This is a genomic window from Pseudomonas sp. W5-36, assembly GCF_046540455.1.
GTDB lineage: Bacteria > Pseudomonadota > Gammaproteobacteria > Pseudomonadales > Pseudomonadaceae > Aquipseudomonas > Aquipseudomonas graminis_B.
In genome coordinates this window covers 22,474-40,419 of the sequence record NZ_JAXCIQ010000008.1, presented here as the reverse complement: position 1 = coordinate 40,419, position 17,946 = coordinate 22,474, and the positions used below count along the sequence as shown (strand labels likewise).

The following is a 17,946-nucleotide window of genomic DNA, read 5'->3' as shown; positions in this document are numbered from 1 at the left end:
GATGATGGATTTCACGCAGCTGGTGGTGACGGTTGACGCCCAGCGCAGCGGCTCGACGGTGGTGATCCGCCCGCACCTCGAGAATCCTGCCCCGCTGACGCTGCAATACCGAATGACCGTCAGGCAGAACAGCGCCCAAGGCACCTCGGCCATCAACCAGCAGGGCGATCTGCAGAACGGCGTCGCGGCAAACAGCGTGAGCCTGACGCTGCCGGCTGATGCCACGTGTCAGGTCCATCTGGAGGTCTTCGACCGCACCACGCTGATCAAATCGGTGGACAGCGACTGCGGCGACACGCCCGCCCGCTGATTCAGACGGTGCGGGTTCAGAAGCACAAGCCGCTTCAGAGCCCTCTCCCTCGCTCGGCCCCCGACCGTCAGCGGATAAGATGCCGGGCGCCGGGAACATCCCGGGCGGTCAGGGCTCCAACCAGTCTGGATCGAGTATCCGCCCTCCTCGGGAACCGACAGACCATGACCCCGCGCTGCCCTTTTAAAAAGCTCGCACCGCCCGGATCATGGCTGACGCGCAAGCACGGCGTTTGCGCAAACGCAGGCGTCTAAACCGGCGTGTCTGTCGCGGTTTACGCCCTTGAGTGACCGGCGGCGCTCGGGTAATGTCAGCACAACCACAGGACAGAGCACGCTCATGACTTCCAAGCTGGAACAACTCAAGCAATTCACCACCGTCGTTGCCGACACCGGCGACTTCGCTGCCATCGAAAAACTCAAACCCGTCGACGCCACCACCAACCCTTCCCTCTTGCTCAAGGCCGCTTCCAGCGACAGCAACAGCGATCGGTTGAAAGAGGCGTTCACCGGCAGCAACAACGACATCAACGTCGCCAGCGACCGTTTCGCCGTCGCCATTGGCCGCGAGATCCTGAAAGTGGTCCCGGGCCGCGTCTCCACCGAAGTGGACGCACGCCTGTCGTTCGACACCCAGGCCTGCATCGAACGCGCCGACCGCATCGTCGGTCTGTACGAAGATTTCGGCATCGGTCGCGACCGCATCCTGATCAAGCTGGCGTCAACCTGGGAAGGCATCAAGGCCGCTGAAGTGCTGGAAAAGAAAGGCATCCAGTGCAACCTGACCCTGCTGTTCTCCTTCGCCCAGGCCCAGGCCTGTGCCGACGCCGGCGTGTTCCTGATCTCGCCATTCGTAGGTCGCATCTACGACTGGTACAAAAAAGCCGAAGGCAAAGACTACGTCGGTGCAGAAGACCCGGGCGTGCAGTCGGTGACCCGCATCTACAACTACTACAAGGCCAATGACTACAAGACCGTGGTCATGGGCGCCAGCTTCCGCAACCTCAGCCAGATCGAAGAACTGGCCGGCTGCGACCGTCTGACCATCAGCCCTGACCTGCTGCAGAAACTGGCAGAAGACAACGGCACGCTGGCGCAGAAACTCAAGCCGGGCAATGGTGGCGAGCCGCGCGTAACCCTCAACGAAAGCCAGTTCCGCTGGGCTTCCAACGAAGACGCCATGGCCACCGAGAAACTGGCCGAAGGCATCCGTCAGTTCGCCCGTGACCAAGTGGCACTGGAAAAAATGCTGTCGGCCAAAGCGTAAAGCGTCAGGCATGTAAAAAGGGCGGCACCCTCACAGGTGCCGCCCTTTTTTAATGCCTCGGTTCAGGACCGAGGCGTGTTACTGGTGTTCGAGTGCGTTGACCAGATCGCGAAAGGCTTCGCGGTTCGAATCGTTCAAGCCCATCAGGATCTTGTGGGCCTCCAGCACCTTCGCCTTGACCACGTCTTCGCACTGATCCTGGCTGGGCAGATCGCTCAGCGCTTCAGGACGCGGAATCGGCCGACCGACGATGTTGAACACCTGATCGAAGCCCATCGACTGCAACAGGCGCGTGATGTCTTCGTGGGTGGTGACGACCGTCGGCAACAACCCGGCTTTCTGGCGCGAGAGGATCGACAGCTTGGCCAGCAGACCGAGGGTCGTGCTGTCGATGCTGCGGGTTTCGGTCAGATCGATGACCACCGTCGAGAAGTTCATCGAGGTGAAGATCCGTTCAATTGTCGCATCCAACGCCGAGCACAGTGTCAGACGCACTTCACCTACAAACTTGAGGACGAATGTGCCGTCTTGCTCGGCGAACTGGATTCTACCGGTACTCATTAAAGGTTCCTGCTCAACACTAACAAGGCGATATCATCCGGCATCTCCCCTAGCGTGGCCAATCCAAACGTTTGGCGCAGACCATCCAGGCTGCCCCCCGCCGCCTTGACCAGTTCGGGCAAGTTGGCTTCTTTCTCTTTGAGTGTATCACCTGGCAGAAGGTCCAGAATGCCGTCGGACAGCAGCGTCAGACTAAAGGACTCCGGCAGATCGATGACGTGATCGGTGTAAGTCGCTTCGTTGAACAGCCCGACGGGCAGACCACGGCCTTCAAGGTAATGGGTGTCGCCCGGGGTGTAGAACACCGGCAGCGGCAAATGCCCGCCGACGCTGTAGGTCAACTGCCCGGTGTCTTCGTCGATCACGCCGCCCACCATCGTCACGTGCTTGCCCAGCTTGCAGCTGATCAGCCCGCGATTGATATGGCCCAGCACGTCTGACGGTTTGAATTCCGGCAAACTGCCGCCGCGCTTTGATTCGAACAGCAGACGCGTGGTCATGAATTTCAACAGCACGGTGATGAACGCAGACGACGCGCCATGGCCGGACACGTCCGCCAGGTAGAACGCAACACGGCGCTCATCGACCCGGAAATAGTCAACGAAATCACCCGACAGGTACAGCGACGGGATGATCTCATGTTCGAATTCGAACGCATCGATGGCCCAAGGGCTGGTGGGCAGCATGTTCATCTGCACCTGACGCCCCGCGTCCTGGTCTTCCTGCAGCAAATGCAGGCTGGCCTCGAGCTCGCGGTTAGCGGTCTCCAGCTTCTGACGGTATTCCTGGTTTTCATGGAGCAGGCGTGCGCGATCCAGCGCGCGTCGGACCGAGTGCTCAAGCACTGCGAGGTCTTCGAGGGGTTTGATCAGGTAGTCGGCCGCGCCAAGGCGCAGGGCTTCGACGGCATCGCTCATCACGCCTGCGCCGGACACCACGATGACCGGGGTTTCCGGCGCAAGGCTGGTGACCTGACGAATCAGCTCGAGACCGCCCACCTGCGGCATGCGCAGATCGCAGATCAGCAGATCGGGCTTTTCCTGCTCGAAGGTCTGGAGACCCTGCAGGCCATTACCGGCTTGCAGAACGCTGAAACCGCTGTCTTCCAAATAGGCCGCGAGACTCGCGCGCACTACTTCGTCGTCATCGATGATCAGCAGCGTGGCACTGGTTTTTTGCATGTGGGCAAACGGCGCCAGATTAGGTTGGCGTAGGCGGCTGGTTGCAGTCAGCCCGCGTACTGGATTCGCTTCTAGCCTCTCTGGCTCAGGTAGCGGACTTTTGGTCAAACGCTTCACATGACAGAGCTGCCCTTCAAGGCGCAGACGGTACTCCCATCCGCCTGGCGTTTCAAGCGTGGCCCGGCTGCCGAGCGGCGTCTTTACATCGCAAATCACCCGGAGTTATAAGAACCGTTAAATCAGCAATCAAAACAAAGGATGTGCCATGGGTCAGCTCGATCGCGATTACGAAGAAAAACGGGATTACATTCGCATGCGGGTCGATGCGGACATCAGTCTGATCTACGCCGGCCAGATTATCCCGGCGGTGTGCGTGGATTTATCCAGCTCCGGCATGCAGATACAGGCGCCGCGCTCGTTTCAGGTGGGTGACAAGATCAGCGTGAGCATCGATTCCGAGCATGCCGCGCTCAAGGGCCTGGAGGCCGACACCGAGGTGGTGTGGATTGCCGACATCGACGGCGGCGATCAGAGGCTGGGCCTGACGATCTTGAAGATCAAGTGACGGCAGCCCGGAACTCCGTCACATTTTCGAAAAATAGCGAAAATAAAAAGGCGACCCTAAGGTCGCCTTTTTTTGCATCGTTTTACGGACCGGCTGAATCAGAAGTCGTCGACGACCTTGCCGTCTTTGACCTTGAACTCACGGTTCTGCAGGTAAGCGTTGCGGATGAAGATGTACTTGTCGCCATTGATCAGCTTTTCAGCCGACAGCAGGCTGGCGCGGGTATCGACCAGACTCACGCCCAGCGCGGTGTTGCGCGTCGGCACGTGATCAATGTACCGCCAAGGCTGGGTGTAGGTGTCAGGGTATTTGGCGAATGCGTCACGCACGGTGCTGGGACCGAACAGCGGCAGCATCACGAACGGACCGCTGGCAACACCCCAGTGACCGAGGGTCTGACCGAAGTCTTCGTCGTTGCGCTGCAGGCCCATCTTGGTGCCGACGTCGAAGAAGCCGAGCAGACCGAACGTGGTGTTGAAGATCAGGCGCGCGGTGTCGACGCCAGCGGCCTCAGGCTTGGCCTGGAGCACGTCGTTGGCAAAGTTGGTCACTTCGCCGACGTTCTTGAACATGTTGTGAATGCCGTCTTCGAGGAACTGCGGCGTGATGAACTCATAGCCCTGGGCGATGGGTTTCAGCGCGTAGGTGTCGACGGTGTCGTTGAAACGGAAAATCGCACGGTTGACGCCTTCCCACGGATCTTCGTCTGCCGCGTTTGCAGCCATCGGCGCCACGGCCAGGCTGGCCCAGACGCACGTTCGAACCAGACGATTAATAAAGCCAGCACCGTTCTCGGGCATAGCTGAGACTCCCAGTCAAAGTAATGAAGCGGGCGCTACGCCCCAAACCAAAGGCGAGAGTATAAAGCCTTCTGTGACTATTTACGTCGCTGAAATGGTCAGGGTTTTGTAGGGCAATAAACATCCCGAGTCACTGTCATCGTTTAGTCATCGATTTGTCATGGCAATCCCTTAGCGTCTACGGCTTTGAGAGGGAATGCCATGCTCGCCCCGGTTGCCGTCGCTGTTCCGCCGTTCACCGCTGTGTTGTTCGGACTCAGCGGATGCCTCGTCGACTTCGGCGCCCAGACACGCACGCTGCTTGCCGCCGATGGCAAGTCCCTCGCCTCCCATGACGTCCAATCCTTTGCAGCGCCGGCGCCCGGTGCAATCAACGCACTGAAGTACCTCAAGCAGCACGGCATTCCCTGCGCCTGGATCGATGAGTACCCCTCCCCGGTTACCGATCAACTGGCTGCGCCACTGAGCAACCTGATTTTGCCCACGCCCCCGCCAACCCACCGCTGGCCAGCACCTGATGCGTGTTGGCAGGCGCTGATGATCCTTGGCGTCATGCAACTGGACGGCTGCGTGCTGGTCAGCGGTGATCCGCGTCTGCTCATGGCCGGAATCAACGCAGGGCTGTGGACGGTCGGGCTCGCGTCCTGCGGGCCGCTGTGCGGTTTGTCACCCGAGCAATGGGAAGCGCTGAGCGACCTGGATCGCGAGCGCCGTCGCGGCCGCGCCACCCTTGAGCTGTATGCCGCCGGCGCGCATTCGGTCATCGATCACTTGGGGGAATTGGAGTCCTGCCTGGCGGATATCACGCTGCGCCGGCAGAAGTCGGAAAAGCCTTGAGCTGACAGCGGTCATGCACGGCGGCCGGGAGTGGATTAGTCTAGAGCGGTAAGGACCTTTGCCTTCGCATTGCGGTCCATCGTGAGACCCATCACATTAAGGAAGACCCCATGTCCGTCAGTGACTTGCAACTACAACTCAACACGTTGCGCGAGCAGCTTGAGCAAAATCCGCAGCTGACGCTGGAAGAGCGCGGGAACCTGACTGAGGTCATGGAGCAGATCCAGGCGCAGATCGAACTCGAAACAGTCTCCCAGGACCCGAGCATTGCCGATGGCGTCAACCTGGCGGTCGAGCGGTTTGAAGTCGATCACCCGACCATCGCCGGCACGCTGCGCAATGTGTTGGTAACCCTGGGCAGCATGGGGATCTGAATCATCCCGTCCCTCTTCATGTGGGAATGACGGGGATGGCGTTCCACCCCGGTCACTCCCACAGTGCGTTAACGTGCAGAAAGTGGTCGAGAAGTTACTGCCGCGCGAGACGCCCGTTCTCCAGCGTCAGTGTTTCCGTGCTGCGGTACGGATTGATGTCCAGCCCGCCGCGGCGCACGTAACGCGCATACACCGTCAGCTTCTCTGGCTTCAGCAAGCGCTTCAGGTCCATAAAGATGCGTTCCACACACTGCTCGTGGAAATCCGAATGCTGGCGGAAGCTGACGATGTACGCCAGAAAACTTGCGTGATCCAGCGCCGCGCCACGGTACTCCACCGCGACGCTGCCCCAGTCCGGCTGGCTCGTCACCGGGCAGTTGGATTTGAGCAGATGGCTGTGCAGCGCGTCGTCCACCACTCGCGACTCATCGCAGCGCAGCAGCTCGGGTTGAGGCCGGTCGTAGCTTGAAATGCTCACGTCCAGGTCATCGACACACACACCCGGCACCGCGACGATACCCTCGGCCTCGATGTCCTTCAGACTGCGAACGCGGACGCCAACCGGCTTGCCTGCGGCCGCCGAGAGGTCTTTCTCCAACGTGGCGATCAGCTCGGCTTCAGACGCGAACGCAGTCTGGTTGAGCGAGTTCAGGTACAGCTTGAACGACTTGGATTCGATGATATTGGCCGAGTCCGCCGGAATGCTGAACTCACCGATGGCCACCACCGGCTTGCCCGACGGCAGCAGCCAGGACAGCTCATAACAATTCCAGAAATCGACACCCTGATAAGGCAGCGTCTCGGCGGTCAGGCCCAGCTCCGCCCATTTGGCAGCGCGCGGGATCGGGAACAGCAGAGACGGGGTGTACGTGGCGATGTATTCGCTGGACTTGCCCAGCGGCGAGTGTTCGGCTGCGGGATGCATGGCGGGACCTGAACCTGAATAAAGCGGCTGTAAAAACCAAGGCCGCGAAGTTTATCGGGTTCGGCCCGGGTTTTCAGCGTTTACTGACTGATCGCCAACTTACCGACCGTGCCCCCTGGCCATGCCCGGGAATATTGCACGCGGACGCCAGACCCGTGGCGTCATTGCTCTTCGCCGCGGGTCAGCCCCTGATCCCTCTCCTACTCGTAGCGCAGGGCGTGGGCCGGCTGAATCTGCGCGGCGCGATAGGCCGGGTAGATCGTCGCCAGAAAGCTGAGGATGAAGCCGGCACTGCAGATCAGCGCCACATCGCTGCCTTCGAGCTTCGACGGAAGGTTGCTGATGAAGTACACGTCCGAGGTAAAGATGTGCTGGCCTGTCACCCGCTCGACCCAGCCGACGATCTGACTGACGTTGATCGCCGCGATCACGCCCAGCACGCCGCCGATGACGGTGCCGACGATGCCGATGACGGTGCCCTGCACCATGAAGATGGCCATGATCTGCCCGGGAGTGGCTCCAATGGTGCGCAGAATCGCGATGTCGGCGCCCTTGTCGTTCACGACCATGATCAGCGTGGCGATGATGTTGAAGGCCGCCACGGCAACGATCATCAGCAGCAACAGGCCGATCATGGTCTTTTCCATCTTCATGGCGCTGAACAGGCTGCCCTGACTGTGGGTCCAGTCATCCGCTTTGTAGTCCGCTCCGAGTCCGGCGGCAATGGCCGTGGACACTTGGGGCGCGGCGTACAGATCGGTCAGCGCCAGGCGCACGCCCTGCACCTGATTGGGCTGCCAGCGCTGGATCACCGCAGCATCCGCGACGTTCACCAGCGCCATGGAACCGTCCAGTTCAGCGCCGACCTTGAACACGCCCACCACCGTCAAACGCTGCAAACGCGGGGTGATGCCACCTGGGGCGCTGCTGATTTCCGGAACGATCAGCGTCAGTTTGTCGCCGACGTTCAGGCGAAAGCGCCGGGCGGTGATTTCGCCGATCACCACACCAAACTCGCCCGCCTTCAAGTCCTGCAACCGGCCCTGCACGATGTGCTGGGTCACGATGGAGACCTTGGATTCCAGCGCCGGATCGACGCCGTTGATTTGAATCGGCTGCATCGACCCCTTGTACGACAGCATGCCGTCCATTTCAGTGAACGGCACGGCGGCGGTGACTTGCGGATCCTTGAGCGATGCCTTGGCAGCCGGCTGCCAATCGTCCAGCGGCTTCACTCCGGAGATCACCGCATGGGGAACCATGCCGAGGATCCGCGAGCTCATTTCCTGCTGGAAACCGTTCATCACGGACAGCACCACGATCATCGCCAGCACGCCCAGCGCCAGCCCGATCATCGAGGTCATGGAAATGAACGAGATGAAGTGGTTGCGACGCTTGGCCCGCGTGTAGCGCGTACCGATAAAGATGGATAACGGTCTGAACATTCGTGGAGCACCGTAACTAAGCAGCTGAAAGTAAAAAGCCGATGCCCGAAAGGCACCGGTTGTGCGGGTCAGGCTTCGACCAGACGGCCTTCTTCAAGACGCCACACGCGGTCCATCTGCCGGGCCAGCGTCATGTCGTGGGTCACCACCAGAAACGCTGTGCGCGACGACGTGCTGAGTTCCAGCATCAGGTCCTGAATCCCTTGGGCGGTATGCGAATCAAGGTTGCCGGTGGGCTCGTCGAGCATGACCAGACCCGGCTGGTTGACCAGCGCGCGGGCAATTGCCACCCGCTGGCGTTCGCCACCCGACAACTCCGATGGCTTGTGCGCCAGTCGATGTTTGAGCCCTACCCGCTCCAGCAGGGCGGTTGCGCGCTGACGCGCTTCCGGAATCGGCGTCTTGCCGATCAGCAGCGGCATGCAGACGTTTTCCAGCGCAGTGAACTCGGCCAGCAAGTGGTGGAACTGATAGACGAAGCCAAGGGCGCGATTGCGCAGCAGGCCGCGGGCTTTCTCGTTCAGCGCCGACAGCTCTTCGCCCGCCAGCCAGACGCTGCCTTCGGTCGGCGTGTCGAGGCCGCCGAGCAAGTTGAGCAAGGTACTTTTGCCCGACCCCGAACTGCCGACGATCGCCACGCGTTCGCCCGGGTGCAACTCCAGTTGCAGTCCCGACAGGACGACCACGGATTCCGGACCTTCCTCGTAGGACTTGCCCAGGTTGCGGCAGCTCAGTACAGCTTTATCACTCATGCCCGACTCACTCATAACGTAGCGCCTCCGCCGGCTGGGTGCGCGCAGCACGCCAAGCCGGATACAGGGTGGCGAGGAAACTCAGGACCAGCGCCGCGCCGCATACCAGCAGCACGTCCTGGGCCATCAATTGCGAAGGCAGATAGTCGATGAAGTAGACATCCGCATTGAGAAACTTGTGACCGATCAGGCCTTCCAGCGCCGAGATCGCCGAACTGACGTTGAGCGCCGCAAGAATGCCGACACCGGCGCCGATCAATGTTCCGACCACGCCGATAACCGTGCCCTGGACCATGAAGATCGCCATGATCTGGCCCGGGGTGGTACCCAGGGTGCGCAAAATGGCGATGTCGCCGCGCTTGTCGTTCACCACCATGACCAGCGTAGAAATGATGTTGAACGCCGCCACCGCCACGATCAGCAACAGCAGCAGGCCGATAATGGATTTCTCCATGCCGATCGCCTGATACAGGTTGCCGTGGGTGCGGGTCCAGTCACGGGAGTAATACTGATGCTCGCCGAGATTCTGGGCGATGTCGTACGCCGTACGCGGCGCCTTGAACAGGTCGGTGAACTTCAGGCGCAAGCCCTGCACCTGATCCGGCTTCCAGCGGTGCAGCCGCGCCAGATCCTGCAGGTTGGTAACGCCCAGGTAGCCGTCCAGCTCGCCGGCGCCGACATGAAAGATGCCGACCACGGTGAAGCGCTTCATGCGCGGGAACATGCCCGCCGGGGTCACGGTGACTTCGGGTGACACGAAGGTGACTTTGTCGCCCATGCCGACACCGAGCTTGGTCGCGGCCTTGTCGCCGATCACCACGCCGAAGCCGCCCGCGACCAGATCGTCGAGGCTGCCCTGCTTCATGAAGCCGTCGATGATCGACACCTTGCGCTCCTGCGCCGGGTCGATGGCGTTGAGCAGGATCTTCTGCACGTTGCCGTTGTTGGTCAGCAGGCCTTGCATCTGGGTAAACGGCGCAACGGCTTCGACCTGTTTATTCTGTTTGACGCGGGCGGCCAGGGCCTGCCAGTCATTGATGGGCTCGCCGGACTCGATGGTTGCGTGGGGCACCATGCCCAGCACGCGGGTGCGCATCTCGTGGTCGAAGCCGTTCATGACCGAGAGCACGACGATCATCACCACCACGCCCAGGGCGAGGCCGATCATCGACGTCAGGGAAATGAAAGAGACAAAATGATTACGACGTTTGGCACGGGTGTAGCGCGTACCGATAAATACAAAAAGAGGTCTGAACATTTAGGGGCTTGTTCGAAGGAATGGGAACGTCCTTGTGGCGGGCCTGGGCCAGCGGCTTTACACTCGAATCACCGCCGAATCATGCTCGAAAAGCCGAGCCATGATTTTGAGCAATCACTCTGACAATCGCCGCTACCATGGGTTCGCCATGCCGACACTAGATGAAGAAGAACGCCGCGAATACTACCGTATCGAGGACAGCGTCGCACTGGAAATTAACCGCATCGCCGGCCCAGAGACGGGAGATGAACCTGGCCATCACGACACTTCCACGCTGTTCGATCTGCTGAGCGAATTGCACGTCGCCGAGTTCGAATCCCAGCACCTGCTGCGTCAGCTGGATGATCGCGACCGCACCACCAACAGCTTCCTTCGGGCCATGAGCAAACGCATCGACCTGCTCGGTCAAGTGGTTGCGCACACCGCATTGGGCAAGCTGGGCGCCCCCCAGCGCGTGATCATGTCCGAGGGCGGTCTGCAATTCGTGACCCCTCAACCCTTCCCGCCCGGCACCTTGCTGTCGGTGAAAATGGTGCTGATGCCCCAGGCTTCGGGGATGATGCTGCGCGCCCGGGTGACACATTGCGATGCGTTGGCCATCGGCGATTTTGACGTCGGCAGCGAGTGGATCGACCTCACCGATGCCCAGCGCCAATTGCTTGCCCGACACATCCTGCAACGACAAGCCGCGCAGCGACGCCTGGCCCGTGAGCAAAGTGACCCAGACGTCAAGCCCAACTGATTCCAGCTCGACTTATTCCAGCGCTATGCGTACCAAGGAGTGATTGTGACCATTATTTACGGCCACCGCGGCGCCAAGGGCGAAGCACCGGAAAACACCCTCACCAGCTTTCAGGAATGCCTCAAACACGGCGTCAAACGCTGCGAACTGGACCTGCATCTGTCCCGCGACGGCGAGCTGATGGTGATCCATGACCCGACGCTCAAGCGCACCACCGACCGGCGCGGCAAGGTCGTCGAACACGATGCCGCCGATCTGGTCACCTACGACGCGCGCAAGGGCGGACCGGGCTGGGTGCAGCCCTGCCCCATTCCTCGTCTGGAAGAACTGTTCGAACAGTGTCCCTTCGACCACTGGCAGCTTGAAGTCAAAAGCGCGTCACGCACCCGCGCGGCGACGACCGTGCTGGCCATCCGCGAAATGGCTCAGCGCCACGGGTTGCTGGACAAAGTAACCATCACGTCGAGTTCTCGGGAAGTGCTGCGCGCGGCCCTGGAGCTGACGCCGGACATCTCACGCGGGCTGGTGGCGGAGTACGCCTGGCTCGACCCACTGAAAGTGGCTCAGGGGTATGGCTGCGAAATTCTCGCGCTGAACTGGACGCTGTGCACGCCAGAGCGCCTGAAGAAAGCACAGAATCAGGGCCTGCACGTGTCTGTCTGGACAGTCAATGAGCCCGCGCTCATGCGCAGGCTCGCTGACTTCGGCGTTGACAGCCTGATTACAGACTTTCCCGGTTTGGCCAGCGCCACCCTTGGGAAGTACTGAAATCGGTCTCCCCGGCCGGCTCAGGCCACCGGCCGGAGCCGCTCAAAAAAGCCGGTTAAGGCCGTCGTACGCCGCTACCCGATAAGCCTCGGCCATGGTCGGGTAGTTGAACGTGGTGTTGACGAAGTACTTGAGGGTGTTCGCCTCGCCCGGCTGATTCATGATCGCCTGACCGATGTGCACAATCTCCGATGCCTGGTCGCCAAAGCAGTGCACGCCCAGGATCTGCAGGGTTTCCCGGTGGAACAGGATTTTCAACATGCCGACCGGCTCGTGGGAAATCTGCGCGCGGGCCATGCTCTTGAAAAACGCCTTGCCCACTTCGTACGGCACTTTTGCGATGGTGAGGTCGTGTTCGTTCTGACCGATGGAGCTGATCTCGGGAATGGTGTAGATCCCGGTCGGCACATCGTTGACGAAGCGCCACGCGCCGTTGTCGACCGCGCTGCCCGACGCCGAACGACCCTGGTCATAAGCTGCGCTGGCCAGACTAGGCCAGCCAATCACGTCGCCGGCGCCATAAATGTTCGGCTGGCTGGTGCGGTAGGCTTCGTCGACATCGATCTGTCCACGACCGTTGGCCTTGATGCCGACGTTCTCCAGACCCAGCTTGTCGGTGTTGCCGGTACGGCCGTTACACCACAGCAAAGCGTCGGCCTTGACCTTCTTGCCGGACTTGAGGTGCAGGATCACGCCGTTGTCCAGCCCTTCAACGCGCTCGTATTCTTCGTTGTGGCGAACCATCACGTTGTTGTTGCTGAAGTGATAGCTCAGGCCCCGCGAGATTTCCGAGTCGAGGAAGCTAAGCAACTGGTCACGGTTGTCGATCAGTTCGATCTCGACGCCGAGACCGCTGAAAATCGACGCGTATTCGCAGCCGATGACCCCTGCGCCGTAGATGATCAGTTTGCGTGGTGTGTGACCGAGGCTGAGGATGGTGTCGCTGTCGTAGATGCGCTTGTGGGAAAAGTCGATATCGGCCGGGCGATAAGGCCGCGAGCCGGTGGCGATGATGATCTGATTGGCGACCAGTTTTTCCACGATTCCGGTATTGCAGACCACGTCGATGCTGCGCTCGTCGGCAAAGCTGCCGGTGCCGAAGAACACGTCGACACGGTTGCGGGCGTAGTAACCGGTGCGCGACGCCACTTGCTTGCTGATGACCCTCTCGGCGTTCTTCAGAACGTCCGGGAAGGAAAACCAGCGTGGCTCACCGATGGCGCGGAACATCGGGTTGGTGTTGAACTGGATGATCTGTTTGACCGAGTGACGCAGGGCCTTCGACGGGATCGTGCCCAGGTGGGTGCAGTTGCCGCCGACCTGCCGGCGGCTGTCGACCATTGCCACCTTGCGCCCGGCCTTGGCAGCGTTCATCGCCGCGCCTTCACCTGCGGGGCCGGAACCCAGTACCACTACGTCGTAGTTGTAGACAGCCATGCGTACTCCTTAGAACGGGCCGAGAGCGCCACTCTGGCGTCTCTGGCTAACTCACGCCGCAGCCAGCGGCGAGAAGAATGAAAACTCGCGACGCAGTCTATACGTCCAGCGCCGCCGCGAACATTAACCCTTGGTCGCGTCGTAGGCGAATATTGTCACGCTACACACCTTTTTTGCACAGCAGACCCTCAGACCGCCCCCGTCCCGCCACCTCAGTCGCAGGACGCGGGGCGCATTAAGACGCCAGACCAAGGAACAACCGTTGGGCAACGTCTTTACCTATAGCGCTTCGGTAAACAGTCACCACCGCGCCATCGTCTTTTGCGGCCTTGACCAACGCCTTGTACCCGATGAAGCGCTGCTCCGGTATTTTCAGGTGCGCCGCTGTGAAGGCGTCATCAGCCGTCGCTTCGCTGGCGTAATGGAAATGAGCCCACCACAGCACGCGCTGATCTTTGTCTCGGATGACGTATTCCTGAAGAAAGTCATTGCGCTTGGCGCCTGACATATTCTTGCGCCCATCGAAACGGGCGATATTGACCTCTCGCTCGCGTGCCAGGTAACTGAGCCGCGCGGCCGTAGGCGGTTGATTCTTGATCATCGCGACGCGCACAGTGCGGCCCTCTTCGATCAGGCGCGCGGCCCCGGATCGCAATTGATCGATCAACGACTGCAAGGTGCTCCCGGGCTCTTCGCTCCGGGGGCTGTCGGCCAGGGGAGCCAAAAGCTTGTCAGCCAATGCACTCAGTTTCTCGGCCTTTTGCTCAAGGATGTCCTGCATGTCTTCCGGCTCGCTGATACGCGCAGACTGACGACGCACAGTGCTGATATCCGGCTCGATACGCGCCAGCCCGGCCGTCGCCTGACGCTTTAGCTCGGCCAGAGCAACCGTAGTTTCGCCACGCATCGGTTTGGCGGCGGGCACGACTTTGACCTCCACCCATTCACCGTTCTCGTGCAGATGGTAGGTGCCGATCACAGCGTCGCCCGCAGCCTGCGTCACATCGAGCACAACGCCCGGCAAATCCGACTCGCCTTCGCGCAGGCGCCCGATGAGCGTGCGCTGAGCACGAGTCTTGAACACTCGTCGGCGAGGTTGCTTGAGTCTGGGCGCATATTCGGACGGTTGCGCTGGCGGCTCGGCACTCTCTCGAATCAGCTCCGAGAGGCGGTGCTCGGCGCGATCTGAAATCCACGACAAGTCTTCGAGAAAACGACTGAAGTACTCCGGGACCATGGCGTCGGGTGCACTTTCGTGAGCATACGTCGCAATCAGCGTACCGCGCTCATACTCGCGCAGCGAACTTTCCAGCACACTGGTTTCTTCGGCAGGGGTGTAATCGTTGGGTTTTTCCAATTCTGCGTGCGAACTGAACGCGGCGTGCAGCCTTTCATCGGCACGCAGATCCTTGAGCTCTTTGGCGCCCTGTCCTAAAAGGATCTCGTCCTTGCTGAAGGTCAATTCCAAAAGCGACCACAATCGACTTACTCGCCAATTCATATGGGTGCACAGACCGCCTTGATGCAGCTCCAGAACGTTATCGCGCCAGAACCCTTCTCTCACGTCAGACCAGTGTACGCCTCGGTTTTGCAGAGCCAGAAGATCCTCAAACAGCGCTAAATACAAGTTGACGTTGGAATGCGTGACGCTGCTCTCGGAGAGGGTTTCCGACAAAGCCATTTGAGTGCGCGCCTGTTTCAGCATGTTTTCAAGCAGCATGGCTTCAAAGTATGCAATGCGCCGACACACCGCTTGCAGTTCTTTTCCAACCGTCTTGTCTGGCGCGCGGTCAGCCGGACGCAGTTCCAGATCCAACTGTTTCTTCTGCTCGACGTTGGCGCATATCTCCTTCAAGTCGGTTTCAAAGCGTGAGATGAGCTCAGCCGGCACCCGCTCGGACGATGCCTGGAACTCGACGTCCCAGTCGACGAATTTCTTGTAAAGCGCATATGTACGCTTATCCAGTAGCTCTTTCGCCTCGGTCACACGCTTGAGCGTTGCCGCGTTTTCCAGGGAAAGTTGCCGAAGGCTTCGCTTGGGGGCTCCTCCACGTAAGCGCAGCGACAAGTCCAGCGTCCATGCCTGATTGACGCGATGCAGACGAGGACCGTTTGCTGACGGGTTACCAGTGTTGACAATAGAGGCGCCCTCTTCGTCAAGCGCCACTTCGTAGACCCCGGTACTCAGGCGCACAAACCACCGTTGGTCCTGCTGAAAGAGACCTTCTGTTTCTGGCTGCGCAGACGGTGCTCCCAGCACGGGTTCAGGCGACACTTTCAGGCGCTCCAAGGCCTCAGTCTGGGCCTCGGTCAGATGATGACTGGCACTGGACCAGGAAAAATCCACCCGCTTTGCGTCGACTTTCGGCAGATCAACCTGATCCGGGATCGGCAAGTCTGCCTGATTACCCGGCCTGCCCACCGCACGTTTCAAAGACAAGGGACGTCCGGACAGCTCCAACTGATCGGTAAACCCGTGATGCAGGAGAATCATGGAGATCGTCAGCAGCAAGGTATTCCATGCCTCGACACCCTCACCCTTCGCCTTGCGACGCTCAGCCGCCAGCACCTGATCCACGCTGACCATGACCTGCACCAGCCAAAGGGCAGAGCCCACAGAGCCGGAAAGAAAAGGCATCACCGCTTCCAGCGCCAACCAGCCGCCACGCTTGATCAGCGCCCATCGGCTTTCTGCGTTGGACACCGACTCAAGGTCCGCCAGATCGGCCAAAGCCCTGGCGTTAGCGTTGAACAAAGCAGAAGAGACATCGCCCTGAACCAGGCTTACGTCCAGCTGCGCCGGTGCGGGAACCTTCAGCGGGGCGAAATCCGACCCCTGACCGAAGCGCATCAGGTGCGGCTGGGCAAAGCCGCCGTTACCGTAGCGTTGCGCCGCATGCTCGCTCATCCACGCCAGCACCTGGTCCTGCAAATCACCGTCCTGCGCAACGGCATCGCGCAGCGCCGACCAACTGGCGAATTCGGTGAGCGGCACTTTGTCAAAGGGGCGATACAGCACAAACGGCCCAATCGCCAAGTCGGCGCCGCCTATGACGAACATATTGCTCACCGAGTCTGCCGGGGCGCCTGGCTCAGCCACAAACGCCAGCGGGCGAAGCACGGCGGCGGCAGTCTGCGTCGACGGCTGTAACAGCGAGCGCACACAACGATAGCCGGCCTGCGTCAAATGCCCTTCACCACGGATCTTTTGTTCCAGCGCCTTGAGAGGCAGCTGTACGCGCAATTGATCGGCAAACAGTGCTTGGCGGGTCGCGACCTGAGCAGCGTCGGTGATGAGATAACGTCTTAACAAGGCAGGGTAGGTGCGACCAATGTCTACGCGCCTCACCAGTTGCTTCAAATAGTCAGCCGTCAGCCAGGCGGGCAGCGGGCCGCCATCGCGCAGGGACAACGTAAGCGTGTCGTTTGACAGGCTCGACAGATTATCCAGAGCGAAAGAGGCAACATCCATCTTGATATGTTCGACGCTGCCCACGGTGACGATCTGACCGCCTGAAGGCACGGCCGCCGCGGTGACTTTTGCGATGTGGACAGTGACGTCATTGAACGTCAGCGCCGTTGCTTCTGGATGATCTTCACGCATACGATCCTGAAGCGCTTTATTGGCGTACTCAAGAATCGGCGGCAGATCGTCGTCCCAGGATTTTCCCTCTGCACGGGCACTCACCACCGCCAGCGCTGCAAGGGTGCGGCTGTAATCCAGGCGATCCACCGCAGGTGCATTGCGCAACCAGTCGGGAAGTTGATCGAGGCGAGACAGGCGCGGGGCGATCTTCGCTGTCGACGCGTCACGAAGCAGCCCGGAGACATCGGTGACTTTTGCCAGATAACGTTCGATCTCGTCGAATTCGCCAAGTCCTAAGGCCAGTACATCCTGTATCTCGTGCAGCTGGCCCTCCAATACGTCCAGAGCTTGTTGTTCAAAATCTGCAGCGCCGGGCTCGGCAACCACGTCTACTTCGCTGGCGCCGCCGGCCTGCACGGCGCCTGCCTCATTCGCACTTTGCTGCGCCAGCACCTGAGCCAGGCATTTCCACGGGGTGATGCCATCTTTGCCAGGGCTGTCCCAGAATGTGACGAGAGACTGCATGAATTGTTCGACAAGGCCCAGGGATACGCTGTCGACCACAATAGCCAACTGCGTAAGGTCGATCTCCAAGGCGACCGGCATCGGGCCGGCCGGATCAGTGGTCAGGGTGTTTTGATCGGCTTCAAAGCGTAGCGTCTTACCGGTTGAAAAGCTCTGTTGCAAGTACTCCATCAGCGTTTCGGAGCTGGGCTTGCCAGCGCTGTCAGTGCGGGTGATGAGTACGACCTGTGGATCGATTTCAAGGGCTGGAAATTGCACCTGGAGCGCATCGCGCAAGGCTTGTAACGCCAGCGGCGCGAGGGTAGGACGGCGGGAAAACGTATCGATTAAGTCAAACTTCAATTTCATTAGGGTTTTAACTCGCAGATTGATGTCTGGCCCGGCCTTGCCAAGGGCTGTCGGACCGGGACATTTCAAGCGAGTTAACAGCGGATTCGTCCGGGCGATGCCATAAACAAATATTGCGCAGGAAATACATTTGCAAGGCCAGCCAAGTGTGCAGGCTAGCTTCTGATTGCTATCCGCTACTCTTACGGATTCGTTACAAATATGCGGTGTCCGAAGTCCAGGCTTGGTTCGGTAGCAGAGGACGCATAAAAATAACGAATCCTAAA

Annotated in this window: 16 protein-coding genes; 7 read left to right on the top strand and 9 right to left on the bottom strand. The window is 60.1% G+C overall.

Annotation, left to right across the window (positions count from 1 at the left end; translation table 11 throughout):
- Position 1: 1 nt before the first annotated feature.
- Positions 2 to 310 (top strand): curli-like amyloid fiber formation chaperone CsgH, encoded by a 309-nt coding sequence (gene csgH, locus SLW74_RS15345; RefSeq protein WP_065989708.1) that lies wholly within the window; start codon positions 2 to 4, stop codon positions 308 to 310.
- A gap of 339 nt (positions 311 to 649) precedes the next feature.
- Positions 650 to 1,576 carry a transaldolase gene (gene tal / locus SLW74_RS15340; RefSeq protein WP_065989621.1) on the top strand — a complete coding sequence of 309 codons (927 nt, stop codon included), beginning with the start codon at positions 650 to 652 and terminating at the stop codon, positions 1,574 to 1,576.
- A 78-nt stretch (positions 1,577 to 1,654) separates the two neighbouring features.
- Here the strand turns inward: tal and rssC are convergent, their stop codons facing one another.
- Positions 1,655 to 2,137, bottom strand: a complete 483-nt coding sequence (gene rssC / locus SLW74_RS15335; RefSeq protein WP_037009276.1) for an anti-sigma factor antagonist RssC — start codon at positions 2,135 to 2,137, stop codon at positions 1,655 to 1,657.
- Complete coding sequence (gene rssB / locus SLW74_RS15330) at positions 2,137 to 3,318, bottom strand: two-component system response regulator RssB (protein WP_065989620.1); 1,182 nt, start codon at positions 3,316 to 3,318, stop codon at positions 2,137 to 2,139. Before rssB ends, rssC begins: the two co-directional genes overlap by 1 nt.
- Positions 3,319 to 3,583: 265 nt before the next feature.
- On the opposite strand from rssB, the gene SLW74_RS15325 reads away from it, so the two are divergent.
- On the top strand, positions 3,584 to 3,883 hold the full coding sequence (locus tag SLW74_RS15325; protein WP_065989616.1) for a PilZ domain-containing protein: 300 nt from the start codon (positions 3,584 to 3,586) through the stop codon (positions 3,881 to 3,883).
- A 98-nt stretch (positions 3,884 to 3,981) separates the two neighbouring features.
- Here SLW74_RS15325 and SLW74_RS15320 read toward each other — a convergent pair whose 3' ends face one another.
- Positions 3,982 to 4,683, bottom strand: a complete 702-nt coding sequence (locus SLW74_RS15320; protein WP_192134241.1) for a VacJ family lipoprotein — start codon at positions 4,681 to 4,683, stop codon at positions 3,982 to 3,984.
- A 201-nt stretch (positions 4,684 to 4,884) separates the two neighbouring features.
- On the opposite strand from SLW74_RS15320, the gene SLW74_RS15315 reads away from it, so the two are divergent.
- Both SLW74_RS15315 and SLW74_RS15310 read left to right on the top strand, forming a co-directional pair.
- Positions 4,885 to 5,520 (top strand): HAD family phosphatase, encoded by a 636-nt coding sequence (locus SLW74_RS15315; RefSeq protein ID WP_296306032.1) that lies wholly within the window; start codon positions 4,885 to 4,887, stop codon positions 5,518 to 5,520.
- A gap of 110 nt (positions 5,521 to 5,630) precedes the next feature.
- On the top strand, positions 5,631 to 5,894 hold the full coding sequence (locus SLW74_RS15310; RefSeq protein ID WP_065989610.1) for a DUF4404 family protein: 264 nt from the start codon (positions 5,631 to 5,633) through the stop codon (positions 5,892 to 5,894).
- A 94-nt stretch (positions 5,895 to 5,988) separates the two neighbouring features.
- Here the strand turns inward: SLW74_RS15310 and queF are convergent, their stop codons facing one another.
- From queF to SLW74_RS15290, 4 genes are all read right to left on the bottom strand, one after another.
- Entirely contained in the window at positions 5,989 to 6,819 is an 831-nt protein-coding gene (gene queF / locus SLW74_RS15305; protein ID WP_410929396.1) for an NADPH-dependent 7-cyano-7-deazaguanine reductase QueF, read from the bottom strand.
- Between the two features lie 200 nt (positions 6,820 to 7,019).
- Positions 7,020 to 8,264 carry a lipoprotein-releasing ABC transporter permease subunit gene (locus tag SLW74_RS15300; RefSeq protein WP_065989608.1) on the bottom strand — a complete coding sequence of 415 codons (1,245 nt, stop codon included), beginning with the start codon at positions 8,262 to 8,264 and terminating at the stop codon, positions 7,020 to 7,022.
- Positions 8,265 to 8,332: 68 nt separating this feature from the next.
- Complete coding sequence (lolD, locus tag SLW74_RS15295) at positions 8,333 to 9,016, bottom strand: lipoprotein-releasing ABC transporter ATP-binding protein LolD (protein ID WP_167355799.1); 684 nt, start codon at positions 9,014 to 9,016, stop codon at positions 8,333 to 8,335.
- Between the two features lie 7 nt (positions 9,017 to 9,023).
- A complete protein-coding gene (locus SLW74_RS15290; RefSeq protein ID WP_410929395.1) occupies positions 9,024 to 10,274 on the bottom strand; it encodes a lipoprotein-releasing ABC transporter permease subunit in 1,251 nt (416 codons plus the stop codon).
- Between the two features lie 148 nt (positions 10,275 to 10,422).
- Here SLW74_RS15290 and SLW74_RS15285 point away from each other — a divergent pair, with 148 nt between their 5' ends.
- Together SLW74_RS15285 and SLW74_RS15280 are read left to right on the top strand one after the other, a co-directional pair.
- Positions 10,423 to 11,016 (top strand): PilZ domain-containing protein, encoded by a 594-nt coding sequence (locus SLW74_RS15285; protein ID WP_065989706.1) that lies wholly within the window; start codon positions 10,423 to 10,425, stop codon positions 11,014 to 11,016.
- Between the two features lie 45 nt (positions 11,017 to 11,061).
- Positions 11,062 to 11,784 (top strand): glycerophosphodiester phosphodiesterase, encoded by a 723-nt coding sequence (locus SLW74_RS15280; protein ID WP_065989601.1) that lies wholly within the window; start codon positions 11,062 to 11,064, stop codon positions 11,782 to 11,784.
- Positions 11,785 to 11,826: 42 nt separating this feature from the next.
- Here SLW74_RS15280 and sthA read toward each other — a convergent pair whose 3' ends face one another.
- Both sthA and SLW74_RS15270 read right to left on the bottom strand, forming a co-directional pair.
- Positions 11,827 to 13,221 (bottom strand): Si-specific NAD(P)(+) transhydrogenase, encoded by a 1,395-nt coding sequence (sthA, locus tag SLW74_RS15275; RefSeq protein ID WP_065989599.1) that lies wholly within the window; start codon positions 13,219 to 13,221, stop codon positions 11,827 to 11,829.
- A 235-nt stretch (positions 13,222 to 13,456) separates the two neighbouring features.
- Positions 13,457 to 17,680 carry a dermonecrotic toxin domain-containing protein gene (locus tag SLW74_RS15270; protein ID WP_410929394.1) on the bottom strand — a complete coding sequence of 1,408 codons (4,224 nt, stop codon included), beginning with the start codon at positions 17,678 to 17,680 and terminating at the stop codon, positions 13,457 to 13,459.
- Positions 17,681 to 17,946 lie beyond the last annotated feature (266 nt).